Consider the following 23,549-nt stretch of genomic DNA (forward strand, 5'->3'; position numbering starts at 1 on the left):
TAATGGCGGAAGGCTTCACACAGGTCCGGCCACGCCGGTCGCCGTGGCGGGCGTGGCGGTCGGCCAGCCTGCGCTTCTCGCTGGCCTATGGCATGCTGTTCGCCCTGTCTTCCGTCCTGTTCATGTCCTTCATGTGGTGGGGCACGATCGGGTTTCTGGAACGTCAGGTCGAAACCGCCATCAACGCCGATGCCCGCGCGCTGGCCGAGCGCTGGGTCATGGGCGGACTGCCGACGCTGGCGCTGACCATCGAGGACCGGCTTGAACAGAACCTTGATGACGACGCGATCTATATGGTCATCGACCCGCAGGGCAATTACCTGACGGGCAATGTCTCCGCATGGCCGGGACGCGTGCAGTATACCGACCGCTGGTACACCCTGCCCGATACGCGCGCGGGACTGCGCGGCATGGCGGAACTGCATGCCTACCGCCTGCCCGGCACGGCGCAGACCCATACGGCAGGACAACTGGACAGTGGCTACCGCCTGCTGGTCGGGCGCGACGTGCGCTCACGCGGGGTGCTGCGGCACCTGCTGACCGATTCCCTGCTATGGGCCTGGGTCATGGTCTCCCTGCTTGCGGTCAGTGGCGCGGTGCTGGTGCACGGGATTTTCCGCCGCATGGTCAAGACCGTGGCGCGCACGACCTCCGCAATCGCGCATGGCGACCTGAGCCGGCGCATGCCGCTGGTTGGCAATGGCGACGAGATGGATCAGGTCGCCGAAGCCATCAACGAAATGCTGGACCGCATCGTGCGCCTGATGGATGGCGTGCGGCAGGTTTCCAATTCCATTGCCCATGACCTGCGCACCCCCATCGCGCGGGCGCGCACGCAGCTTGAGGACGCGGCCCTTCACGCCACCACGCCCGATGAACTGCGTGGCGCGATCGAACGCGCGGTCGGCAACCTGGATAACGTTACCGCCGTGTTCGAGGCCCTGTTACGCATTGCCCAGATTGAGGCCGGGGCCCGCCGCTCGGCCTTCATGACATTCGATCTGGTTCCCGTCCTGCTGGATGTGGCGGACCTGTATGAAGCGGTGGCGGAGGAGCATGAGATCGCCCTGGCGCTCGACCTGCCGGCACACCTGTCCTTCTACGGCGACCGGTCGCTGGTGCAGCAGGCCGTGGCCAACATGCTGGACAATGCCATCAAGTTTTCCCCGCCCGGCGGCACCGTCTTCCTGCGCGCCCAGATCCGCGAAATCTCGCCGGGGCGGATAACCGGGCCAACGGGTGAAGGGATGCTGGACCTATCGGTCAGTGACGAGGGAATCGGCATGACCGAAGCCGACATGGCCCGGGCGACGGAACGCTTCTTCCGGGCGGAAAAGGCCCGCAATACCCCCGGCGCGGGACTGGGTCTGTCCATGGTCCGCGCCATCGTGCAACTGCATGGGGGGCGGATGCATCTTTCGGCCCATAATCCCGGGCTTACGGTTTCGCTCGCCCTGCCCATCGCCGCCTGTGCGCTGACATCGCGCGAAGAAGATTTTCCATCCGATGCGCACATATCAGGCATGACGCAAACGTCACCTTTCCCCCATCAGCATGACATGAACAGTAGCGTAAAGTAGCGCCATGAACATGCACCCCGCCATGACGCCCGCCATCGTCGTGATGAGCTTCTGCCTGTGCGGTGCATCACCCGCCCCGGCAGAGCCGGGCAACATGGCGCGCGTGATTACCGCACGGGACGGGGCGGACAAACCCGTCATCATCACCAGCGACACCAAGGCCTACTGCAACAGGCTGCTGAACATCATCGATGCCTACGGCCCTGCCCTGCCGCAGGATGTGGACAGCCTGCGCATGCAGGGAGAAGACATGTGCCGCATCGGGCGCATCCGCTCAGGGATCGTACGACTCCGTCGTGCGTTGGTCGAACTGAAGGAGACCACGCATTCATGATTTTCACACGCTTTCGTTCCCTTACCCGTCGCCATGCCCTTCCTGCCCTGCTGGCCGCCGCCAGCCTGTATCCGGCCGTAACGCTGGCGCAGGGAACCGGTGCGAACACCGACTCCGCCCCATCCGACGAAACCCGGCTTGAACTGACCGCATCGGGTACGGTGCAGGCCCAGCCCGATCAACTGACCGCCACCTTCTTTGCCGAATCCCGGGCGGACACCGCTGCGGCGGCGCAGGCACAGGTCAATTCACTGATCGGCAAGGCCATATCTGCCGCCGCGCAGACCCCGGACCTGACGGTCAATGCCGAGTCGTATTTCGTCCAGCATGAAGATGCCGACACCCGTCAGAACCGCAGGGCGCAATGGGTCGCCCGCCAGACCATCCGGCTGACGGCGGCTGATGGCAAGACGCTGCTGCCACTGGTCGGGCAGTTGCAGGCGGAAAACCTTGCGCTGACGCGGCTTGACTGGTCGGTATCGCGCAAAAAACGGGCTGAACTGACCCGACAGGCGGAAACCCTCGCACTACAGGATATGCAGCAGCGCGCCCATGCCGCCGCCGATACCCTGAAGCTGAAGATTTCATCCCTCGCCTCTGTCTCGCTGGACGATCAGGACATGCCACGCCCGATGCCCATGATGATGGCGCGCGCCGCCAGCGCCGACATGATGGCCCCATCCGCCCCCACGGGGATGCAGGATGTTACAGCCACCGCCCGCGCGACCGTGCTGCTGACGCCATAGGGCGGCAATACCCAGATCCCCATGCCGGGGATGGATATGAAAAAGGCCCGGAGAGTATCTCTCACGGGCCTTTATTCATTTCATGGACCGAAAACCGGGCGCTTCAGCGCGGGGCCAGCACCATGATCATCTGGCGGTTTTCAAGCTTGGGCATATGCTCAACCTTGGCCAGTTCGTCCATCTCGGCCCGAATGCGTTCGAGAACCTTCACACCCAGATCCTGATGCGCCATTTCACGGCCACGGAAACGAAGGGTTACCTTCACCTTGTCCCCTTCGCCGATAAAGGTCTTCATCGCGCGCATTTTGACCTGATAATCATTTTCATCAATGTTCGGACGAACCTTGACTTCCTTGATTTCAATGACTTTCTGCTTCTTGCGCGCTTCGTTACGCTTCTTCTGCTGCTCGTACTTGAACTTGCCGTAGTCAAGGACCTTGGCCACGGGCGGTTCGGCGTTCGGGCTGATTTCGAGCAGGTCGAGCCCGACAGAATAAGCGCGTGCCAGTGCATCACGCGTGGACATGATGCCAAGCATCTCGCCCTCTTCGTCGATCAGACGTACCTGCGGTACGCGGATCTCTTCATTGACACGGGGGCCCTCTCGGTTCGGCGGAGTGGGCATGGGGGGTCTGGCTATGGTCAGCTCCTGTAACTGTTTCATTCAAACGGCAGGCAGGGCCATCCCGCATGCCTACGCGCCGGGGGCCGGAGCCACCGAAAACGCGCGGGCAGGGAATGACCTTGCATTATGGAAGATATGTGACGCAAAGATGCGCCCCAGATCAAGTACTGTCTTGCCCGGCAACCGTGAAAACAGCCATGCAGTCACGGCACGGGAATGCGCTTTCAGCCGCGCGCACGCCGGATATCGGGTGGCAGGGCCTCATATGCAAGGGCGGACACCGCTTCATCCAGCGGCAGCACGTCCTGCGCCTTGCCGCCAAGGCGGCGCATGGCGACGGTGTTTTCTTCCGCTTCCTTGCGCCCGACCACCAGGATGACCGGCACGCGGGCAAGGCTGTGCTCGCGGATCTTGGCGTTGATCTTCTCGTTCCGCAGATCGGCTTCAACAACCAGCCCCGCCGCGCGCAGGGTATCGGTTACATGCTGCGCGTATTCCGCCGCATCGGTCACGATCGAGGCCACGACCACCTGCACCGGAGCCAGCCATAGCGGGAAGCGACCGGCATGCTGTTCGATCAGGATGCCAAGGAACCGTTCGAAGGAACCAAGGATGGCCCGATGCAGCATGACGGGCCGGTGGCGGGCGCTGTCCTCCCCGACATAGGAGGCGTCGAGCCGTTCGGGCAGAACGTAATCCACCTGCAATGTGCCACACTGCCAGTCACGGCCGATGGCATCGCGAAGCACGAATTCCAGTTTCGGGCCATAGAACGCGCCCTCGCCCGGATTATGTTCATAGGCAACGCCCGCCATGTCACAGGCAACCTTCAGCGCGTTTTCGGCGCGGTCCCATGTCGCGTCATCACCGGCGCGCTGTTCGGGACGGTCGGCAAACTTCACGCGGAAATGCTCGAAGCCCAGATCCTGATACACATCGGACAGCATCCGCACGAAACGGGCGGTCTCATCCGCAATCTGGTCTTCCGTGCAGAAGATGTGCGCGTCATCCTGCGTGAAGCCACGTACACGCATGATGCCATGCAGCGCGCCCGACGGTTCGTAACGGTGGCAGGCGCCAAACTCCGCCATACGCAGCGGCAGTTCGCGATACGAACGCAGCCCGTGGCGGAAGATCTGCACATGGCATGGGCAGTTCATCGGCTTCAGCGCAAGGGTCTTGTCCTCGTCCTCGACCGTGGCGATGAACATGTGCTCGCGGTATTTGTCCCAGTGGCCGGATGCTTCCCACAGCCCACGGTCAACCAGTTGCGGGGTGCGCACTTCCTGATAGCCGTTACCGTTCTGGGCGCGGCGCATATAGTCCTGCAGCACCGAATACAGCCGCCAGCCCTTGGGATGCCAGAAGATCTGGCCCACGGCTTCTTCCTGAATGTGGAACAGGTCCATTTCCCGGCCAATGCGGCGATGATCGCGCCGTTCGGCTTCCTCAAGCTGATGCAGGTGGGCTTCGAGTTCCTTACGGTCACGCCATGCCGTGCCGTAAATGCGCGTCAGCATGGGATTGCGATGATCGCCGCGCCAGTAGGCGCCCGCCACCTTCATCAGCTTGAAAGCATTCCCCACGTCAGCCGTGCCACGCAGATGCGGCCCACGGCATAGGTCCAGCCATTCGCCCTGACGGTAGATGGAAATTTCCTCGTCTTCGGGCAGGTCGCGGATCAGCTCGGCCTTGAAGCGCTCGCCTTTGGCCTCAAAAAATTCGATGGCCTGATCACGCGGCCATGCTTCGCGCACAAAGGGTTCGTTCGCGGCCACGATTTCGCCCATGCGCTTTTCAATCGCGGCGAAATCTTCCGGCGTGAAGGGTTCGTTGCGGTAGAAATCGTAATAGAAGCCGTTTTCGATGGACGGGCCGATCGTGACCTGCGTGCCGGGAAACAGCGACTGCACCGCCTCGGCCAGCACATGGGCGGCGTCGTGGCGGATCATTTCCAGCGCTTCGGGGTCCTTGCGGGTGATGAAACGGACATGGGCGTCATGATCGACCGCGCGGCCGATATCCATGAGCTTACCGTCCACTTCCATGGCAAGGGCGGCGCGCGCAAGGCCCGCACCAATGGACTGCGCCACGGTAGTGCCCGTCACTGCCCCGTCAAAGCGGCGAACGGATCCGTCAGGCAGGGTTATGGCAGGCATGGTTTCATTGCTCCGGTATGAAGATATTCCGCTGTAATGGCGTCAGGCGAGCGTCGCCGCAACCCTGTCCATGCGCACAGTGGCCAGATCGCGCACATAAATCACCTTTACCTGCCCCGGATACTGCCCCACCGGGGCGGTCAGCGCCGGGTTGCTGTCTGCCGAAAACAGCACGGTGGCGGGCACGCCCAGCGCTGCGGCCATGTGCATCGGCCCGGTATCATTGCCCACGGCACAGGCCGCGCGCGCAAGCACTCCACCCAGTTCCAGCAGGCTGGTCCGGCCCGTCAGGTCCAGCACCGTGGGGCATGCGCGGCGGATAATGGTGGCAAGCGGCGTTTCCGCCTTACTGCCGACAACAACGGGCAGCAGCCCTTTCGCGTGCAAATGTGTGGCAAGGGCCGCATACCGCTCCACCGGCCAGCGTTTGGCGGGACGATGGGCGGCGGCCCCCGGCACCAGCACGGCGTACGGCCCCGGCAGAACAGGACCACCCCGCGCCAGCCATGACAGGTCGGGCACCGGCAGGCTGTCGAGTCCCGCATGACGCAACTGGTCACGCTGACGGGTACGGGTATGCATGAAGCGACGTTGCGGGCTGTCATGCACCGCCACTGCGCCCCGCCCGATTCCCGACCACGCCTTCATGCCCGACAGGCGGAAATAGCGCGTGCTGCGCCCCGATGTCTGCAGATCGTAGATGAAATCATAGGAACGCAGCATCCGCCGCAGGGCCATGACCGCGCGCAGGTCATGCCAAGGCGGACGGCTGTCCGTCAGCACATGGTCGAACCATGGCGCGTGCTGCCCCAGTTCGGCAAAGGCGGGCTGGGTCAGCAGATCAACCCGGTCATGCGCATGATGGGCGCGAATGGCGACGAAAGGTGCGAAGGACTGGACAAAATCGCCCAGCGCACCCAGCCGGATCACCAGAATGCGGGCCATGGGATCAGGGGGCCTCGGGGTCTGTTTCCAGCAGGGACAGGTCCTGACGCGCCAGATCGGCCTCATCCGAATCCGGGGCCACCGCAACCACGTCCTGCCAGTCGGCGCGGGCGGCTTCCATCAATCCCTGCCGCTGGTACAGGATACCGCGTTCAAGCAGGGCCGCACCATTATCAGGCATATCCTTCAGCGCTGCATTGATATCGGCCATACCCTTATCGATGCGCCCCATCTGGCGCCATGCGGCGGCGCGCGCCACCAATGCCTCATCACGTTCCATCTGACTGCCCGGCAGCGGCGTAAGCGTCTCGACCGCCCGCGCGGGCTGGCCCAGTTCCACCGCAACGCGCGCATAAACCAGTTTCAGCGCCGCATCATCGGGCCTGAGCGTCAGGCCATAGGCGGCGCTGTCCAGTGCCTGACGGGGACTGTCATCCGCCTGCCATGCCCGCGCCGCCTGTTCAGCCAGACCCGCGCGGCGCGACAGGGCGAGAGCTGTATCCGCCGGAGCCTGCGTTCCGGCCTGCCGGGGGGATGACCAGTCGGTTACATGGGCCAGATGGTCCAGCATTGTCGCGGCGGTCGCCACGTCGCCCAGTTCCATCTGCGCCATGGCATCACACTGTTCAGCCTCCAGCCCGCCACCATGGCTCTGCCAGTCCTCCGCATAATCGCGTGCGCCATCGGGGTCATCGGACAGGGTGGCGGTACAGCGCCGGAAGCTCCACTCCCCACCCGCTGATACAGCCACAGGTTCGGACGGTGCGGGGGCGGCTGGAGCCGCCTGCGCCCATGCGCGCCCGCAGATCACGACAGCCAGCAGCATGCATATCCCCGCCACGGCCATGGCCGCCACCCACACTACCCCAGGGCTGCGGTCAGGCCGCAGGGGAAGCCGGGCATGGAAAACAGCGCGCCCGACAGGGCGCAATCCCTGCATGGCGAAACGGGGAACAGGCAGGCAGGCAGAAAGTCTCATTACCCCCATTCGTCGGACCGCAGGGCATGAAGGTCAAGGACAAAACCCCATTCGCCAGCAGACCGTGCAGTTCCGTTACGTTCATGATAGGGTGGAGTGTGATGCAAACCGTTACCGACCGCCCCGTTATCCTGCAGGCCCTGCCAGCACTCGAATCCGGCGGCATTGAACAGGGCACGCTGGAAATGGCGCAGGCCATCGTGCAGGCCGGGGGCACGGCCCTCGTCGCCAGTGCCGGTGGGCGTCTTGTACCGCGCCTGAAATATATCGGCGCCATCCCCATTGAAATGGAACTTGGCGCCAAGAACCCGCTTGCCATCATGCGCAACGCCCGCAGGCTGCGCCATGTCATACAGCATTACGGCGTAAGACTGGTCCATGCCCGTTCGCGCGCGCCTGCATGGGCGTCCTATCTGGCATGTCGGCGGCTTGATGTCCCTTTCGTCACCACATGGCATGGCGTGCATGCCGCCAATCTGCCGGGCAAGAAGCGGTATAACAGCGTGCTGGCCTCCGGCACGCGTGTCATTGCCATAAGCCGTTACATCGCGAACCGCCTGCATGATGAATACGGGGTTGGCAGCGACCGCCTGCGCCTGATCCCACGTGGCGCGGACATGGTGCGCTTCGACCCCCACGGCGTGCGGGGCAACCGCGTGCAGCCCCTGATCGAACAGTGGAACATCCCCGATGGAGCCACCGTGATCATGCTGCCTGCGCGGGTTACGGCGTGGAAAGGCCATACCCTGCTGCTCGAAGCGCTGGCGCGGCTGCAACGCACGGAACCGTCCATCGGGGAATGGGTATGCGTTTTCGTGGGTGAAGCGAACGAGAAGCAGGGAACGGAGCTTGTAAACCTCGCCCGGCAGCGCGGCATTGACGGGCATCTGCGCTTTGCCGGTCACTGTTCCGACATGCCCGCCGCCATGATGCTGGCGGACATGGTTATCGTCCCTTCCCTGCGGCCCGAGCCGTTCGGCCGCGTGGTGGTGGAAGCACAGGCCATGGGCTGCCCCGTCATCGTGGCGGGACACGGCGCGGCACTGGAAACGGTGGAGGATGGGGTAACCGGCTTCATCTTCCCCCCCGGTGATGTGGAGGCGCTGGCCGGATGCATCCACCGCGTCATGACCCTCTCCGCGGAGGAGCGGGCAAATCTGGCATGGCATGCGCGCGAAAATGTAGTCACGCATTATTCGACACAGGCGATGCAGTACGCGACGCTGACGGTCTATGATGAATTGCTGCACACGCATCTGGCGGACAGTTTCTACCATGGCCTGACCACCGGGGAGGAAGATGGGCAGGACCCGCACCCCGCACAGGCCAGCCTGTGACGCATGACAATTATGCCATGGCTGGAAAAGGGTTTCCTTGATCTGGCTCATGCTGGCCCGGAAAGCCGCGCGGAGCGTCCAGCATTAAGCATGGGCCTTATGCAAGGCATGGTTTACAGTCGACAACATCGCCGAAATTCTTCACCCATTGCGCAGCTATATCCGTGGCATACGGGCGTGACCCGCCGGCCACCATTCCAACGTGAACACTTTCGGGACTGCACCACATGAACCAGATTTCCCCCGCCATGGCTGACACCGCATCCGCGACCCCGCAGCCCGACCTGCGCCGGGTCAATGCCAATCCGGATTTCTGGTATCCGGTCGCGTGGTCATCCGATGTGCCCAAGGGCAAAACGGTAGGCGTATCCTATGCCGGTACGCCGATCGCCCTGGTCCGACCCGAAGAAGGTGGCGTCTTCGCGCTGTATGACCGCTGCCCCCACCGGCAGGTGCCGCTGAGCAAGGGGCTGGTGAAGGGGCAGACCGTGCGCTGCTGCTACCATGGCTGGGCATTCGGCCGTTCGGGCCGCTGCATCGACGTGCCTTATCTGGGCAAGGGCAAGCTGCCCAACGGCGTGCGTACTTTCCCCGTGCGCGAGGCGGGCGGCCTGATCTTCATTTTCCCCGGTGACCCGGAAAAGGCTGATACCGTCCCCTTCCCCAAACTGGCCCAGACGGACAACCCCGCCTACAAGACCAAGCATTTCAGCCCGCGCGTGAACTGCCACTACACCTTCATGCACGAAAACCTGATGGACATGAACCATCAGTTCCTGCACCGCCGCCAGATGGGGCAGATCAAGGCCCGCTTCCTCGGTCAGGACCGTGGCGAGGACTTTATCGAAGCCCGCTACAGCTTCATGCGCAGCGCGGGGCAGCAGCCCCTGGCCGAACGGCTGATCTTTGGCAAGCACAAGGACCTTCAGGGCAAGGAACAGCCCATTGAGGAAGTCGTGACCATCCGTACGGAATATCCGTACCAGACCCTGCGCATCGTCGATAAGGACGGTGACCTGATCATGGACCTGTGGGTTGCCTACGTCCCGCAGGACAAGGACCAGCGCGAGACCCTTTCCTTCGGCCTGCTTTCGGTCCTGCGCCCGCAGACGCCGCTGCTGATCGATGTGATCTGGCCCGCCCTTGGCTGGTTCACCAACCGCATCTTCCTTGAGGACAAGGAAATTGTGGAAATGGAACAGGCGGCATGGGACGAAGTCGGCCACGACCGCAATGTCGAAATCTTTCCCGTCGTGCGCGCGCTGCGTGAACTGCTGATCCGCTGTGGCTGTCCGCAGGACGTGAAGCAGCAGACCGCAGCCACGCAGCCTGAAGCCGAAACCACGGCCTGACCCCCATCCCGCCCTGGCTACCGGGGCGGGCAACACCTTGTGCCGACGAAACGCAACCATGACCGAACGGACCGATTCCCCCACCCTGACCGACAGGGCCGCCGCCGCGCGCCGCGAACGCCTTGAACGCGAGGCCGAAGCCCTGCGCGCCAACCTGCGCCGCCGCAAGCAGCAGAGCCGTGCGCGCAGCACCCCGGCCCCGGATACGGACAAAAGCGACGGGTGCGACATATCCTGCAATGAAAGGTGATTGCCAGTTGCGGTTGGGCGGTCACTTCGCTAGTGGTCGCGCAGCGGCTGGCGGCAGTTCCGTCCGCACGCACCAGATGCCGAAGGAAGGGACACCATGCCAATAATGCCTGATACGTGGATTCGCCGCATGGCCACGGACCATGGCATGATCGAACCCTTCGTGGAGAAGCAGAACCGTAGCGGGGTCATCTCGTTCGGTCTGTCCTCCTACGGGTATGACGCGCGTGTCGCCAATGAATTCAAGATCTTTACGGACGTGGACAACGCGGTCGTCGATCCCAAGAATTTCAGCGACACCAGCTTCGTCACCCGCCATGGGGACTGCTGCACCATCCCGCCCCACAGCTTCGTGCTGGCGCACACGGTCGAATATTTCCGCATACCGCGCGACACGCTGGTGGTCTGCCTTGGCAAATCCACCTATGCGCGGTGCGGCATCATCGTAAACGTGACCCCGCTGGAACCCGAATGGGAAGGCCAGGTCACGATCGAAATCAGCAACACAACGCCACTTCCCGCGCGCATCTATGCCAATGAGGGGATCTGCCAGTTCCTGTTCTTCCAGGGCGCTTCCCCCTGCGAGGTCAGCTACGCCGACCGCAAGGGCAAGTACATGGGGCAGGTTGGCGTCGCCCCGCCACGCATGTAAGGGCAGGAACCACACCGCATGGACCGTTTCATCATTCACGGCGGGCATCCGCTGCGTGGCGACATCATTATCGGCGGGGCCAAGAATTCGGCCCTGAAGCTGCTTGTCGCCGGCCTGCTCACGTCCGAACGGCTCGTGCTGGACAATGTCCCCCGCATTGCCGACATCCGTACCATGCGTCGCCTGCTGGAACAGCACGGCCTGACGGTGGAAGACGTAAGCGGCGACGGCGGCACGCTGTCCATTGGCGGGACCATCACCAACACCGAAGCGCCCTATGACATCGTATCCAAGATGCGGGCATCGATTCTGGTGCTGGGGCCACTTCTGGCACGCTGCGGGGTGGCGCGCGTATCGCTGCCCGGCGGCTGCGCCATCGGCACGCGCCCGGTTGACCTGCACCTCAAGGCGCTGGAAACGCTGGGGGCGAAGATCACGCTTGAAAACGGCTATATCCATGCCGAAGCGCCCCACGGGCTGAAGGGGGAGCGGGTCATCCTGCCTTTCGCCTCGGTCGGGGCGACGGAAAACCTGCTTATGGCCGCCTGTCTGGCCAAAGGCCGGACCGAGATCGTCAATGCGGCGCGTGAACCCGAAATCGGTGATCTGGTGGGCTGCCTCAACGCCATGGGGGCGCGCATCACCGATGCCGGTGGCGGCAAGCTGGTCATTGACGGGGTGGAGGCGCTGCATGGCGCGCGCTACCGGGTCATGCCCGACCGGATCGAATGCGGCACCTATGCCTGCGCTGCCGCGATTACCGGCGGGGAACTGCGGCTGGTGGGCGGCCAGATCGAACATCTGGGCGCGGTCGTGCGCGCGCTGGAGGAAGCGGGCGTTGAAATGACGCAAGAAGATGGTGCGATCCGTGTCCAGCGCACCGGCGCGCTGCGTGGCGTCGATATCATGACCGAACCCTATCCCGGCTTCCCCACCGACATGCAGGCCCAGTTCATGGCGCTGCTGTCGGTCGCCGAAGGGGCGTCAATGGTGACGGAGACCATTTTCGAAAACCGCTTCATGCATGTGCCCGAACTCAACCGCATGGGCGCGCGCATCAATGTCCATGGATCTTCCGCCATCATTCGCGGCGTGCATGCACTATCCGGCGCGCCGGTCATGGCGACCGACCTGCGGGCGTCGTTTTCACTGATTCTGGCGGGGCTTGCAGCCCACGGCGAAACGATCCTGAGCCGTGTCTATCATCTGGACCGCGGTTACGAGGCCGTGGAACGCAAGCTCGCACAGTGCGGCGCGCATATCGAGCGCGTGTCGGGCTAGCACACCAGACCGGAGAAAAGCGCCCTTCCTGCATGACGGCTGAATGTGGTATGCGCGCATGTCACGAAAAGCACCCTGCACTGACAGCGGGTGCCCGCCTTCATGTCGGAGAATGCATTGACCGTCCTGTCACCGGCCCAGAACCCCGTTCCGGAAACGGATAGCCCGCTGGTACTGGCCCTGCCCAAGGGCCGTATCCTCAAAGCCGCGGCGCCGCTTCTGCATACGGCGGGCATTGTGCCCGGCCCGGATTTCAATGACGAAAAAAGCCGTCTCCTGCGCTTTGAAACCAACGATCCCGGCGTGGACGTGGTGCGGGTGCGCTCGTTCGATGTCGCAACTTTCGTCGCCTTCGGCGGCGCACAGATCGGCATATGCGGCGCCGACGTGCTGATGGAATTCGACTACCCTGAAATCTATGCCCCACTTGATCTGGGGATCGGTGGCTGCCGTATTTCCATCGCCCAGCCGCGTGACCGCAGCGGGCAGGAAGACAATCCCAACCGCCTGTCGCAGGTACGGGTGGCGACCAAATACCCCTCCATCACGCGGCGGCATTTCGCCGCACGCGGCATAAACGCCAGCATCGTGCATCTGCACGGCGCGATGGAACTGGCCCCGGTTCTGGACCTGTCGCACCTGATTGTCGATCTGGTCGATACGGGCTCCACCCTGCGGGCCAACGGGCTGGAGGAAACTCACACCATCGCGCACATCACCAGCCGCCTGATCGTGAACCGTACGGCGCTGAAAACCCAGCCCGAACGCATTACCGCACTCATCAACCGTTTCCGCACGGCGCTGGCACCGGCGCAGACCAGGGACCAGCAGTCATGAAACGCCTTGATACGACCCGGACCGATTTCGACACCGAATTCCGTAAACTGCTGGCCGAGCGTGACAGCGACACCGCCCGCGTCGACAGGCCGGTAACCGAAATTCTGGCAGCCGTCCGTGCCCGTGGCGATGAAGCGTTGTGTGAATTCACAAACCGTTTCGACCGCACCGACGTCACCCCTGACCGCCTGCGGATCACCCCGGATGAAATCGAGGCCGCCTGCGCTGAAGTGGCACCCGAACTGCTGGACTCGCTGGAAGTCGCGGCCAGCCGTATCGAGTCGTTCCACAAGGCCCAGATGCCCGAGGGGCTGCGTTACGTCGATCAGGCCGGTGTGACACTGGGCATGCGGTGGACGGCACTGGATTCGGTGGGGCTTTACGTACCCGGTGGCAAGGCAGCCTATCCTTCCTCCGTTCTGATGAACGCAATCCCGGCCCGTGTGGCGGGGGTCAAGCGCATTGCCATGTGCGTTCCCACGCCCGATGGGGCGCTTAACCCGCTGGTGCTGGCCGCTGCCCGCCGTTCCGGCGTGAGCGAGATCTATCGCGTGGGCGGCGCGCAGGCCGTGGCCGCCATGGCCTATGGCACGGCGACCATCGCCCCCGTGGACCGCGTGGTGGGACCGGGCAATGCCTATGTGGCCGAAGCGAAGCGGCAGGTATTCGGCACGGTGGGGATCGACAGCATCGCCGGTCCGTCGGAAGTGGTTGTCGTAGCCGATGGCAATAACGACCCGCGCGCCATAGCACTTGATCTGCTGGCGCAGGCCGAACATGACCCCATGGCCCAGTCCATCCTGATCACGCCCGATACCGCCATGGCGGAAAAAGTGGAGCGCGCGGTAGCAACAGAACTTGAAACCCTGCCACGTGCCGAAATTGCCCGCACCAGTTGGGACGCGCATGGCGCGATCATCATCGTACGCGATCTGGATGAAGCCGCCGATCTTGTAAACACGATCGCGCCGGAACATCTGGAACTCATGATCGACAATCCCGCACCGGTATTTGAACGCGTGCGGCACGCGGGCGCCATCTTTGTCGGGCGTTACTGCCCCGAGGCGATCGGTGATTACGTGGGTGGTCCCAACCATGTGCTGCCGACCAGCCGTACAGCGCGTTTTTCATCGGGTCTGTCGGTGTTCGATTTCATCAAGCGCACGACGTTCATCGAGGCGCAGGCCGAGTCGCTGCGCGAAATCGGTCCTGCCGCCGTCAGCCTTGCACAGGCCGAAGGGCTTGACGCACATGCGCTGAGCGTGTCCGTCAGGCTCGCCGCGCTGGACGGCGCGCACAACGAAACTTGACCCGGGGCGTTTGTATCCCCACATAAACCAACCGTATTGCGCTGCGGCCCCGCAGACGGACGGCAATTCTAATGATTGAAGGACACGATGTCTAAAGAAGACATGATTGAATTCAGCGGCACGGTAACCGAACTGCTGCCCAACGCCATGTTCCGCGTCACGCTGGATAATGAGCACACCATCCTGGCCCATACCAGCGGCAAGATGCGCAAGAACCGCATCCGCGTTCTGGCCGGTGACCGCGTGAACGTGGAAATGACGCCCTATGACCTGACAAAGGGTCGCATCACCTTCCGCTTCAAGTAAGCCCGCATTGTCGGTCATGACCGGAACCACCGCCCCATCCGGGGCGGATGCGGGCGCACGGCTCGTCCTTGCGTCTGCTTCTCCCAGACGGGTTGAACTTCTGCGCCAGATCGGGATCGTCCCGGATCAGGTCTGCCCTGCGGATATTGATGAAACGCCCCGCCGGGAGGAACTGCCCCGGCCCTACGCCCAGCGTCTGGCAGCCCGGAAGGCCGAACATGTGGCGGCCATGCACGATGAACCGGCACTGGTCATCGCGGCTGACACGGTTGTAGCCCTGGGGCGACGCATCCTTCCCAAGGCGGAGGATGTGCAGACGGCACGCAAATGCCTGACCCTGCTGTCCGGGCGGCGTCATACCGTTTATACGGCCGTGTCCATACGGCCCAGCGCCACATGGAAGGACGGACGGGCAAGCAATCGTCTGGTTGCCAGCACCATCACGTTTTCCCGCCTCACACCCATGCAGATCGACGCCCTGCTTGAAGCGGGCGACTGGAATGGCAAGGCAGGCGGCTATGCGATACAGGGACACGCGGCGGCGTTCGTGCGGTTCCTGTCTGGCAGTTACACGGGTATTGTTGGCCTTCCGCTGTTTGAAACCGCGCAGATGCTGCGCGGGCAGAAGGGAAACTGGCTCCGTTGAATATGCGCATTTGCGCCAGCAGTAGCCCCGGCGAGATCCGCCTTGCCGTAACCAGCAATGGCGTCATGCAGGATTTCGCACTGTGGCGACCTGACATGCCCGATGGGGTGGGCGACATCTACCGCGCCGCCGTCAGCGCCCATGTGCCGGCCCTTGGGGGCACCTTCGTCACCCTGCCCGGACAGGAACAGGCAGGCTTCCTGCCTGATTCGGAAGGGCTTGGCCCCCTGACACAGGGACAGACCATCCTTGTTTCCGTCACGCGCAGCGCGCAGGGCGGCAAAGGGGTACGGCTGGGTGCGCGCAACCTGCCACCCGACCTGCCCGGCGGGGCGGCGCCACAACTGTTGCGACGCGGACCAACCCCGCTGGACCGGCTTGCGCGCCAGTATCCAGACGCCCCTATCGTTATCGACGATGCCGCCGTTGCCACCCTGCTGCCCGTAACGCTGCATCCGCGCCTGACACGCGTCAATTCCGCTTTCGACAGCGACCTGCGCGCGCAGGCGGACGGGCTGGAAGACCCTGTGATATCGCTGCCCGGTGGCATGTCGGCCAGCATTACCCCCACACCCGCACTGGTGGCGATCGACATGGATGGGGGGGCGACCAGCATAGACCGCCGCCCCAAGCAGACAGCCCAGTTCGCCGCCAACCGTGATGCCTTGCCCGACCTTCTGCGCCAGCTACGGCTACGCAACCTGTCTGGGGCGATCATTGTTGACGTAGCGGGACTGGCCGTACGCAAGCGACGTGCGCTGGGTGAGGTGATCGAGACCCTGCTGAAAGACGATCCGCTGCGTCCGCGCTTTCTCGGGTTTACCGCACTTGGTCTGGCCGAAATCGTACGCCCGCGCGTCCATCCGCCCCTGCATGAGCTGCTTCAGTCCCGTGAGGGACGGCTGATCCATGCCCTGCGCGGACAGATGCAGGCCCATCGGGGCATGCCGCCCACTGGACAGCCTGTCCGACTGGCATGCGGGTATGGTATCATGACGCTGCTGCAAGACCATCCGGGCTGGATGGAGGACTTCACGCGCCTGACCGGCCGCATACTCCAGCCTGTTGCGGATCAGACCCTGCCCGCCAATGGCTGGAGATTTGAACCATGACCGAACAGCCCACCCTTCCCCCCTGCCCCATCTGTGGCCAGCCCGCGCAGGCGCGTTTCCGGCCGTTCTGCTCGCGCCGGTGTGCGGATGTGGACCTTGGCCGCTGGTTTTCAGGGCAGTACCGCGTTCCCTCGACAGAGATTCCATCTGAAGAGGATGAAAAATACACAAGACGGGTTGATCCCGATGATGAGGTAGGTTAAACGCTTGTCCACCGTCACGGTGCTCCTGAGTGTCGTGACAAGCCGGACAAACGGCCCGGTGCCCAAGTAGCTCAGTTGGTAGAGCATGCGACTGAAAATCGCAGTGTCGGTGGTTCGATCCCGCCCTTGGGCACCATTTTACTTCCAGAAAATCAGTAATAATAAAATGGTAGCGCATTTACGCATGCGTCATGCTGCCCTGTAACAGGGAACGTGCGGACCTGTCGTCATGTCCTTCGCCCTGCATGCAGCAGAATGCACACAGATCACGCTGCATGATGACAGGACACCAGCAGCACACCTGACAGCGATGCCTGTTATTTCCGCCGTATCGGCATACATCGCACCGTCAGACGATGCTTCCCCGTATCCAACCGGGACCGGCTGAACCAGACTCAGTCTGGTAAACGCATCATGCCAGTCAGATGCCAGCAGATCAGGCGGTTATGCACTGATGAGGTGGCTGCGTTTTTGAACCCGAAACATCCGGGTTCGATGAGATGCAGCCCACGAGATGCTCCAAAGGGGACATGCAGCCACTCTCGCCCACGTCCCCAGCGCCAGAACCATACGTAGCGGATACCGGTGCTGCATCCTGCCGTCTTGCAGGAACGATACACAGCACCGGAACAGCATCAGGCTTCGCGGGGACGATCCGTTGCTTCAAAACGCAGCGGCTCACCCTGCGCGGTGGGGGCAAGCTGGTTTTCCCACATGACAACGTTCCCGCGGATAACGGTGCCAACGGGACGCCCCGTCAGTTCACGCCCCACAAAAGGCGACCATCCACATCTGGAGGCCAGCCACTCCTGCTGGACCGTCCAGCGCGCGGCAAGGTCAACGACCGAGAAATCGGCATCATACCCCACCGCGATACGCCCCTTGTTCACCAGCCCGAACAGGCGCTGCGGCCCGGCGGAGGTCATGTCCACCACCCGGCGCAGCGACAGCCGCCCATGGGCGACATGATCCAGCATGAGCGGCAGCAGGGTCTGCACCCCCGGCATGCCGGACGGTGAATCGGGGTAAGCGCGCTGCTTGGCTTCCAGCGTGTGCGGCGCATGGTCGGAGCCGATGATGTCGGGCACACGCTGCCCCATCCAGTACCATAGCCCGTCACGCCATTCACGCCCCCGGATGGGCGGATTCATCTGCGCCAGCGTGCCCAGTTCGGCATAGGCTTCCTCGCCCGCCAGTGTCAGATGCTGGGGCGTGACCTCGCAACTGGCGATGTCCTTGTGGCCGGACAGGAACTCCAGTTCAGCAGGTGTGGTGACATGCAGGACATGGATACGGCGACCGGTGCGTCGCGCCAGATGCACGATGCGCTGCGTCGCACGCAGCGCCGTTTCATCATCCCGCCACACGGGATGGGATGACGGATCACCCGCCTTACGTTCCGACAGACGTTCATGCAGGCGTCCCTCATCCTCGGCATGGATGGCGACGCGGCGGCGACCCGAACGCAAGACCCGCTCCAGCACCGCGTCATCGGATACCAGCAGGTTGCCTGTGGATGACCCCATGAAGATCTTGATACCCGCCGTGCCCGGCAGCATTTCCAGCTCGCCGCACCGATCGGCGTTATCCGTTGTGGCGCCCACATAAAAAGCATGATCGCACCACATACGGCCCCGGGCGCGGTCCAGCTTGTCCACCACGGCCTCGGGGCAGTCGGTTGCGGGTTTGGTGTTGGGCATCTCGAACACTGCCGTCACACCACCCATCACGGCGGCCATACTGCCGGTTGCCAGATCCTCCGCCCCGGTCAGGCCGGGTTCACGAAAATGGACCTGTGTATCGATCACGCCGGGCAGGATGGTCAGACCGGTGCAGTCAATGACCCGCCCCGCGTCGCCCTGTCCGCCGATCCGGGCAATACGCCCGTCACGCACATACACATCGGTAATAACCGTGGCATCCGGCAGGACAACGCTGCCATTTTTCAGACAAAGATCAAAAACGGGTTGGGTCATGGGATTATCCTGTGGCCATATGCCCCAGCGCACCGGATGATGGATGCAGGGGCAGGAAATGTCGTGCAGGCCCGGTATGGGCGCACCCCGCACGTCTTTCCCGATGTATGACATGCCCCCCGCGCCATGCAAACCGGTCATGACCGGACCGGGCCACGTCGCACGGTATTCGGAACCACTCCTGACCTGCTGCCGCAATACCCGGCAGATATGCGCCGGCTACTGCGTTATCTTCATCTTCTGGCGGGCCCAGGCCAGCATGTCATCTGGCGTCATGGGCCGGGCGAACAGGTAACCCTGCGCCACATCGCAGTTCAGTCCCTCCAGCAGTTCAAGCTGGGATTCCGTCTCCACGCCTTCAGTCACAACCGTCATCTTCAGCCGGTTTCCGATACCGATCACCGCCGTCGTGACAGCCTGCGCGTTGGCGTCATGTTCCAGATTCATGATAAAACTGCGGTCAATCTTGATTTCGGTCAGCGGCAGCCGCGTCAGACGCGAAAGGGAGGAGTAACCGGTGCCAAAATCATCCATGGACAGGCCGACACCCAGATTATGGATCGCGGCCAGTCCCGTCATCGTATCCTCGTTTTCCCCCACCATGACGCTTTCCGTAATTTCAACAGTCAGACGCTGCGGCTGGATGTCATGCTCCCTGAGGATGCGTTCGATCAGGGCGGGCAGGTCACGGTTACGGAAATGCGCCGCCGACAGGTTGACCGACACCGCCGGGACATGAAGCCCCGCCCCGTCCCATTTGACAAGCTGGCCTACGGCTTCTTCCAGCGACCATGTGCCGATCGTCTCGATCTGTCCGGTATCCTCCGCCACCGCGATGAAGCGGGAAGGATAGATGTTGCCGAGCGTGGGATGGTTCCACCGCGACAGGGCTTCCGCCCCGTACAGCCTGCCGGTCCTGATATCCACCTGCGGCTGGTAATGCAGGTTCAGCAAGCCCCGCGCCAGTGAGTCCCGCAGGGCTGACCCCAGCAGCAGCCGGTCCTGTGCCGCACGGTTATCCGCCGTGCTGGATACGCAGAAACTGCCGCGTGCTTCCTTCTTGCACCGGCGCATGGCGCTTTCGGCATGACTGAGCAGGGACTGTCCGTCGGGGCCGTTTTCGGGAAAAATGCTGATCCCTATGCCCAGCGACACGACAAGCAGGTTGCCCGCAATCTCGACCGGTTCCTGCATGCCTTTTATCAGGCTGCGGGCAAATGATACGGCGCTGGCTTCGTTGCTGTCGGGCATGACAATAACGAACTCATCCCCGCCGGAACGGCTGAGGATATAGTTGCTCTGCGACAGGGATTTCAGCCGGTCGGCAATGGCCCTGAGGAAGGCATCACCATTCATATGACCCAGCGTGTCATTGATATCGCGGAAGCGGTCGATATCGATCATGAAGATCGAAAAACTGTTATCGCCCGGCAGGTCGATCATCGACTTGATGACCTTGTGAATGGCGGAACGATTGAGAAAGCCGGTCAGCGAATCATAATTGGCCAGTTGCGAGATATGCTGCTGCGCCTCATAATTCTCGATCACGACACTACAGAACGACACGCATCCTGCGACGATCTTCCGCGGCCAGTCGCTCAGTTTGTACTGATTACGGGAATAGAGGGCAAAAATACCCGAAATCCGGCCATTGCGCGACCGGATGGCCGAAGCCCAGCAGTCGTGCAGCCCCAGCGAGATGCCAAGTGAACTGTAACTGTCCCAGACAATGCTGCCGATTGCCGTAAGGTCATTGGTGACGGCCGCCAGATCGGCGTCGCTCAATACCACGTTTTCAAGCGCGGAGGCATAATGGCGGGGCAGACCGGGACCGGACAGGATACGCAGGCGGTTGTTTTCATCCAGCAGGAGAAGGACCGCCACGGTGTTGGGAACGAAGCTTTCGACCTCCCGGCACACCAGATCGGCCACATCCTGTATCAGCATGTCGTTTGAAATGGCTTCGAACACCGCATTCTGCAGGTCATGCAGCTTGCGCCGGTGGCTTTCTTCCGTCACGCCTTTCATGACGGCCATGTAAAAACGCTTCTTTTCCGGCCCGAGCACCGCAGTGGAAATCGACATCTCGCCGGAAATATAGTCTCCGGCCTTGTTCTCGAACGTCACCTCCCGCGATGTGCCGACAATGCGCCCCACGCCGGTCTTGCGGTTCTTGTCAATGTAGCTGTCGTGATCCCCGCGATAGATGGAGGGCACGAGACGGCTGACATTGTGTCCCAGAACCTCGCTTTCCGTAAAACCCCACAATTTTTCGGCTGCGGGATTAAAAAAAACAACTTCGTTGCGCTCATTGATGACAACAATGCCATCCGTCGCCTGTTCCAGCAGTTCAAGGCTGACAACAGCGGTCATGCCACCATCATTCCCTGCTGGTTTCGCGTCCGCCGTCATGTGCAGTCCGGACGGTTCTGCCGCTTGCTCAGATTGTTTCATAACGGATTCCAGGGCTTTCAAATCGCGGGATAAAATGTGGGGCGGACTGGACGCCACGCAGATCTTCCTTGTTCCCCGCCGGGGCCATTTCGGACATGATTGTCCGCATGGGGGTGCCAAACAGGAAACCCTGCCCTTCGTCACATCCGCCCGATGAAACCAGGGCAAGATGGGCGCCCGTTTCGATCCCCTGCACAAGAACCGACATATGCAGCGCATGGCCTGCAATCGTCACGGCACGAACCAGTTCCGCAATGCTCGGGTCCGTTTCCGCACGCTGCATGACAAGGCGGTCGAGCTTGATCTTGTCAAAAGGAAAGTCGCTTAATGCCGACAGGACCGAATGCTTGCCGCCGAACTGGTCAAGGGCAAGGCGAACACCCAGATCATGCACCCTGCGCGCCATGGTCAGGGCACGGGGATGATCGCACTGGACCGTTTCCTCGGTCAGTTCGATCATAAGACGCCCCGCGGGCAGGCCGGTGCGTGCAAGCACCGCCTGCACGGTTTCCGCAAAACGCGGTTCCAGAAACTGCGCGGCCGACATGTTGACGGCGACACAGATATCGGAATCCCACCCCAGCGCGGTTCGACACGCCTGCTCCAGCACCCATTCGCCAAGCTGGATGACAAGGCCGTTCTCATCCGCCAGATCAAGGATTTCCAGCGGCGGCACGGAGCCGCGCGTGGGATGGTCCCAGCGCAGCAGGGCTTCGTAGCCCGCAACCTTTCCGGTCGCGACGACCGTCTGCACCTGATAGAACAGCGAAAGCTGTCCCTCCGCCATCGCCCGCTTCAGATCCTCGCCCAGTGCGCGCCGTTCGCGCACGTTCTGGTCCAGCGAGCTTTCATAGAACCAGACTGTCTGGTGCAGGTCGATCTTGGCGCGGTACATCGCCAGATCGGCACGGGAAATCAGGGTTTCACAATCGGTTCCATCCGTAGGATAGACCGCAACACCAATGCTGCCACCGCTTGCGACCGTATAATTCTCGATCGGGATGGGTTCATTCAGCGCAAGCTGGATACGGTCAACAAAACCGTGCAGTTCCCCATCATCCACCATGCGGTGTATGGCGACGAATTCATCCCCGCCGAGACGGGCCACGAACTCGCCTTCCCCCAGCAGGGCGCAGAACCGCTCCGCCAGGGTGGTCAGGACGATATCGCCTGCGGCATGTCCCCGCGTGTCATTGATTTCCTTAAACTTGTTCAGGTCTATGCCGATCACGGCAAAGGACCTGCCAAGCGCGTCAGCCATGGACACTTCTTCCGTCAGGCGCTCACGGAAGCTTATGCGGTTGGGCAGGCCGGTCAGCGCATCGGACATCGCCATGCGATGGAGTTCGCCATACGATTCCTCGCGCAGGCTGCCATCGATCACGAAACTGGCGATACCGGTAATGATGGTCAGCAGCGAGCCACCGATGACCGCAAAGCCGATCATCTGGAACTGGTCGTTATCCGGCATCGAACGCATATGCTGCTGCATGACCAGATGCATCGCCGCCATACCGGTAAAATGAAGACCGGCCACCGCACCGGCCATGGCCACGGTCATTTCGATTTCACGCCGCAGGTTGACGGGACGCCGCGCCAGTTCAAGCGCTACCGCAGACAGGGCCATGCCGATCAGGATGGACAGGGCGACCAGCGGCATGTTCCAGTTTACCGGCACATCAAGCCGGTATGCTTCCATGCCGACATAATGCATGCTGGCGATGCCCAGCCCCAGAATACCGCCGCCCACCAGGGACCCCCTGCGCCCCTTCAGCCGCACCGCCGCCGCGACCGCGCAGGGTATGGCCGCGAAAATGACCAGCAGCGACAGCGCGGTCCTGCCGGGGGCAAGATGCCCCATGACCCCGGAATGATAGGCGAGCATGGCGGCAAAATGCGTGCACCAGACAAAGCTGGACCCGGCCACGGCGGCCATAAGGTACCATCCGGCGCGCTGCATGCCATGCGTTTCGGAAATGCGCGAAACAAGACGCATGGTAATCCATGCCCCGGTTATGCAGACAATAAACGCACCAGCCAGAAGAACCGGACTATAGATCTTCAGTTCATAGATAGGATTGCTCATAGGTTCCATTTTTGAACGATCAATACCATCCAATTACTGACAGAACACAGTCGTATATCTGACGCCGCATGAAGGCATGCGGATAAATCATCCGGCATCAACCGCGTGCAACAGGGACATTCCAGATAAGGACCAGCTTTTTATTTTCACGCGTGCTGATATTACGTTAAGAATAGTAAACACCCTAATGATATGCAACAGAAAATATACATCTGAAAACTCTATATATGCTTCATCCCAATCACGTCCAAACGGATGAAAACAACAATTTTCGCGCGACTTTCAAAGGCTTGGCGAATTCGAATATATAGGCATATGTTCCTATTTTATACTTGTAATCATCTTGAAATCTGTACGGATATTCACTTTCCTGAAACGAT

21 protein-coding genes and 1 tRNA gene are annotated in these 23,549 nt (G+C 62.1%); 15 read left to right on the forward strand and 7 right to left on the reverse strand.

Annotated features, from left to right (window positions below; all coding sequences use genetic code 11):
* Nucleotides 1-2: 2 nt before the first annotated feature.
* Genes ACBR42_RS05660 through ACBR42_RS05670 form a run of 3 tightly spaced genes read left to right on the forward strand, consistent with a single transcriptional unit; the run spans nt 3 to nt 2,660 of the window.
* Nucleotides 3-1,580 (forward strand): HAMP domain-containing sensor histidine kinase, encoded by a 1,578-nt coding sequence (locus tag ACBR42_RS05660; RefSeq protein WP_102325605.1) that lies wholly within the window; start codon nt 3-5, stop codon nt 1,578-1,580.
* Nucleotides 1,581-1,584: 4 nt separating this feature from the next.
* Nucleotides 1,585-1,914 carry a hypothetical protein gene (locus ACBR42_RS05665; protein WP_102325604.1) on the forward strand — a complete coding sequence of 110 codons (330 nt, stop codon included), beginning with the start codon at nt 1,585-1,587 and terminating at the stop codon, nt 1,912-1,914.
* The gene (locus ACBR42_RS05670) at nt 1,911-2,660 is read left to right on the forward strand and encodes an SIMPL domain-containing protein (RefSeq protein ID WP_110547783.1); all 750 of its coding nucleotides are present in this window, start codon (nt 1,911-1,913) and stop codon (nt 2,658-2,660) included. The genes ACBR42_RS05665 and ACBR42_RS05670 overlap by 4 nt, the downstream gene beginning before the upstream one ends.
* A 103-nt stretch (nt 2,661-2,763) precedes the next feature.
* Here the strand turns inward: ACBR42_RS05670 and infC are convergent, their stop codons facing one another.
* The 4 genes from infC to ACBR42_RS05690 all read right to left on the reverse strand — a co-directional run bounded on the left by infC (nt 2,764) and on the right by ACBR42_RS05690 (nt 7,368).
* Entirely contained in the window at nt 2,764-3,285 is a 522-nt protein-coding gene (gene infC / locus ACBR42_RS05675) for a translation initiation factor IF-3 (RefSeq protein ID WP_014105241.1), read from the reverse strand.
* Between the two features lie 224 nt (nt 3,286-3,509).
* Nucleotides 3,510-5,444, reverse strand: a complete 1,935-nt coding sequence (gene thrS / locus ACBR42_RS05680) for a threonine--tRNA ligase (RefSeq protein WP_371207457.1) — start codon at nt 5,442-5,444, stop codon at nt 3,510-3,512.
* Nucleotides 5,445-5,486: 42 nt separating this feature from the next.
* Nucleotides 5,487-6,389 carry a glycosyltransferase family 9 protein gene (locus ACBR42_RS05685; RefSeq protein ID WP_371207458.1) on the reverse strand — a complete coding sequence of 301 codons (903 nt, stop codon included), beginning with the start codon at nt 6,387-6,389 and terminating at the stop codon, nt 5,487-5,489.
* 4 nt (nt 6,390-6,393) lie between these two features.
* Nucleotides 6,394-7,368 (reverse strand): hypothetical protein, encoded by a 975-nt coding sequence (locus ACBR42_RS05690; RefSeq protein WP_371207459.1) that lies wholly within the window; start codon nt 7,366-7,368, stop codon nt 6,394-6,396.
* 101 nt (nt 7,369-7,469) lie between these two features.
* Here ACBR42_RS05690 and ACBR42_RS05695 point away from each other — a divergent pair, with 101 nt between their 5' ends.
* The 12 genes from ACBR42_RS05695 to ACBR42_RS05750 all read left to right on the forward strand — a co-directional run bounded on the left by ACBR42_RS05695 (nt 7,470) and on the right by ACBR42_RS05750 (nt 16,789).
* Entirely contained in the window at nt 7,470-8,705 is a 1,236-nt protein-coding gene (locus ACBR42_RS05695; protein ID WP_371207529.1) for a glycosyltransferase family 4 protein, read from the forward strand.
* Nucleotides 8,706-8,932: 227 nt separating this feature from the next.
* A complete protein-coding gene (locus ACBR42_RS05700; protein ID WP_102325599.1) occupies nt 8,933-10,057 on the forward strand; it encodes an aromatic ring-hydroxylating dioxygenase subunit alpha in 1,125 nt (374 codons plus the stop codon).
* A 58-nt stretch (nt 10,058-10,115) separates the two neighbouring features.
* Entirely contained in the window at nt 10,116-10,307 is a 192-nt protein-coding gene (locus tag ACBR42_RS05705) for a hypothetical protein (RefSeq protein WP_371207460.1), read from the forward strand.
* 96 nt (nt 10,308-10,403) lie between these two features.
* On the forward strand, nt 10,404-10,958 hold the full coding sequence (gene dcd, locus ACBR42_RS05710; protein WP_102325597.1) for a dCTP deaminase: 555 nt from the start codon (nt 10,404-10,406) through the stop codon (nt 10,956-10,958).
* An 18-nt stretch (nt 10,959-10,976) separates the two neighbouring features.
* Nucleotides 10,977-12,239 (forward strand): UDP-N-acetylglucosamine 1-carboxyvinyltransferase, encoded by a 1,263-nt coding sequence (gene murA, locus ACBR42_RS05715; protein ID WP_371207461.1) that lies wholly within the window; start codon nt 10,977-10,979, stop codon nt 12,237-12,239.
* A gap of 102 nt (nt 12,240-12,341) precedes the next feature.
* On the forward strand, nt 12,342-13,076 hold the full coding sequence (hisG, locus tag ACBR42_RS05720) for an ATP phosphoribosyltransferase (protein ID WP_102325595.1): 735 nt from the start codon (nt 12,342-12,344) through the stop codon (nt 13,074-13,076).
* On the forward strand, nt 13,073-14,386 hold the full coding sequence (hisD, locus tag ACBR42_RS05725; RefSeq protein WP_371207462.1) for a histidinol dehydrogenase: 1,314 nt from the start codon (nt 13,073-13,075) through the stop codon (nt 14,384-14,386). Before hisG ends, hisD begins: the two co-directional genes overlap by 4 nt.
* 87 nt (nt 14,387-14,473) lie before the next feature.
* Nucleotides 14,474-14,692, forward strand: coding sequence for a translation initiation factor IF-1 (gene infA / locus ACBR42_RS05730; RefSeq protein WP_010508114.1), 219 nt, complete (start codon nt 14,474-14,476; stop codon nt 14,690-14,692).
* A 16-nt stretch (nt 14,693-14,708) separates the two neighbouring features.
* Nucleotides 14,709-15,338, forward strand: coding sequence for a nucleoside triphosphate pyrophosphatase (locus ACBR42_RS05735; protein ID WP_118963608.1), 630 nt, complete (start codon nt 14,709-14,711; stop codon nt 15,336-15,338).
* A 2-nt stretch (nt 15,339-15,340) separates the two neighbouring features.
* Nucleotides 15,341-16,450 carry a ribonuclease E/G gene (locus ACBR42_RS05740; protein WP_371207530.1) on the forward strand — a complete coding sequence of 370 codons (1,110 nt, stop codon included), beginning with the start codon at nt 15,341-15,343 and terminating at the stop codon, nt 16,448-16,450.
* A complete protein-coding gene (locus ACBR42_RS05745; protein WP_102325592.1) occupies nt 16,447-16,653 on the forward strand; it encodes a DNA gyrase inhibitor YacG in 207 nt (68 codons plus the stop codon). Before ACBR42_RS05740 ends, ACBR42_RS05745 begins: the two co-directional genes overlap by 4 nt.
* Nucleotides 16,654-16,713: 60 nt before the next feature.
* Nucleotides 16,714-16,789 (forward strand) — tRNA-Phe (locus ACBR42_RS05750).
* A 499-nt stretch (nt 16,790-17,288) separates the two neighbouring features.
* On the opposite strand, the gene ACBR42_RS05755 is transcribed toward ACBR42_RS05750, so the two are convergent.
* From ACBR42_RS05755 to ACBR42_RS05765, 3 genes are all read right to left on the reverse strand, one after another.
* Nucleotides 17,289-18,629 (reverse strand): dihydroorotase, encoded by a 1,341-nt coding sequence (locus tag ACBR42_RS05755; RefSeq protein ID WP_102325690.1) that lies wholly within the window; start codon nt 18,627-18,629, stop codon nt 17,289-17,291.
* 219 nt (nt 18,630-18,848) lie between these two features.
* On the reverse strand, nt 18,849-21,041 hold the full coding sequence (locus ACBR42_RS05760) for an EAL domain-containing protein (RefSeq protein WP_371207531.1): 2,193 nt from the start codon (nt 21,039-21,041) through the stop codon (nt 18,849-18,851).
* A 28-nt stretch (nt 21,042-21,069) separates the two neighbouring features.
* Nucleotides 21,070-23,169: a bifunctional diguanylate cyclase/phosphodiesterase gene (locus tag ACBR42_RS05765; RefSeq protein WP_243705136.1), complete on the reverse strand. Its 2,100-nt coding sequence runs from the start codon at nt 23,167-23,169 to the stop codon at nt 21,070-21,072.
* Nucleotides 23,170-23,549 lie beyond the last annotated feature (380 nt).

The sequence above is a fragment of the Komagataeibacter sp. SM21 genome (genome assembly GCF_041402665.1).
GTDB lineage: Bacteria > Pseudomonadota > Alphaproteobacteria > Acetobacterales > Acetobacteraceae > Komagataeibacter > Komagataeibacter saccharivorans.

Bases quoted from the DNA above. Each gene is read 5' to 3' on its own strand.
- ACBR42_RS05660 (WP_102325605.1), top strand. From the start codon at position 3: ATGGCGGAAGGCTTCACACAGGTCCGGCCACGCCGGTCGCCGTGGCGG.
- ACBR42_RS05665 (WP_102325604.1), top strand. From the start codon at position 1,585: ATGAACATGCACCCCGCCATGACGCCCGCCATCGTCGTGATGAGCTTC.
- ACBR42_RS05670 (WP_110547783.1), top strand. From the start codon at position 1,911: ATGATTTTCACACGCTTTCGTTCCCTTACCCGTCGCCATGCCCTTCCT.
- infC (WP_014105241.1), bottom strand. From the start codon at position 3,285: ATGCCCACTCCGCCGAACCGAGAGGGCCCCCGTGTCAATGAAGAGATC.
- thrS (WP_371207457.1), bottom strand. From the start codon at position 5,444: ATGCCTGCCATAACCCTGCCTGACGGATCCGTTCGCCGCTTTGACGGG.
- ACBR42_RS05685 (WP_371207458.1), bottom strand. From the start codon at position 6,389: ATGGCCCGCATTCTGGTGATCCGGCTGGGTGCGCTGGGCGATTTTGTC.
- ACBR42_RS05690 (WP_371207459.1), bottom strand. From the start codon at position 7,368: ATGAGACTTTCTGCCTGCCTGCCTGTTCCCCGTTTCGCCATGCAGGGA.
- ACBR42_RS05695 (WP_371207529.1), top strand. From the start codon at position 7,470: ATGCAAACCGTTACCGACCGCCCCGTTATCCTGCAGGCCCTGCCAGCA.
- ACBR42_RS05700 (WP_102325599.1), top strand. From the start codon at position 8,933: ATGAACCAGATTTCCCCCGCCATGGCTGACACCGCATCCGCGACCCCG.
- ACBR42_RS05705 (WP_371207460.1), top strand. From the start codon at position 10,116: ATGACCGAACGGACCGATTCCCCCACCCTGACCGACAGGGCCGCCGCC.
- dcd (WP_102325597.1), top strand. From the start codon at position 10,404: ATGCCAATAATGCCTGATACGTGGATTCGCCGCATGGCCACGGACCAT.
- murA (WP_371207461.1), top strand. From the start codon at position 10,977: ATGGACCGTTTCATCATTCACGGCGGGCATCCGCTGCGTGGCGACATC.
- hisG (WP_102325595.1), top strand. From the start codon at position 12,342: ATGTCGGAGAATGCATTGACCGTCCTGTCACCGGCCCAGAACCCCGTT.
- hisD (WP_371207462.1), top strand. From the start codon at position 13,073: ATGAAACGCCTTGATACGACCCGGACCGATTTCGACACCGAATTCCGT.
- infA (WP_010508114.1), top strand. From the start codon at position 14,474: ATGTCTAAAGAAGACATGATTGAATTCAGCGGCACGGTAACCGAACTG.
- ACBR42_RS05735 (WP_118963608.1), top strand. From the start codon at position 14,709: ATGACCGGAACCACCGCCCCATCCGGGGCGGATGCGGGCGCACGGCTC.
- ACBR42_RS05740 (WP_371207530.1), top strand. From the start codon at position 15,341: ATGCGCATTTGCGCCAGCAGTAGCCCCGGCGAGATCCGCCTTGCCGTA.
- ACBR42_RS05745 (WP_102325592.1), top strand. From the start codon at position 16,447: ATGACCGAACAGCCCACCCTTCCCCCCTGCCCCATCTGTGGCCAGCCC.
- ACBR42_RS05755 (WP_102325690.1), bottom strand. From the start codon at position 18,629: ATGACCCAACCCGTTTTTGATCTTTGTCTGAAAAATGGCAGCGTTGTC.
- ACBR42_RS05760 (WP_371207531.1), bottom strand. From the start codon at position 21,041: ATGACGGCGGACGCGAAACCAGCAGGGAATGATGGTGGCATGACCGCT.
- ACBR42_RS05765 (WP_243705136.1), bottom strand. From the start codon at position 23,169: ATGAGCAATCCTATCTATGAACTGAAGATCTATAGTCCGGTTCTTCTG.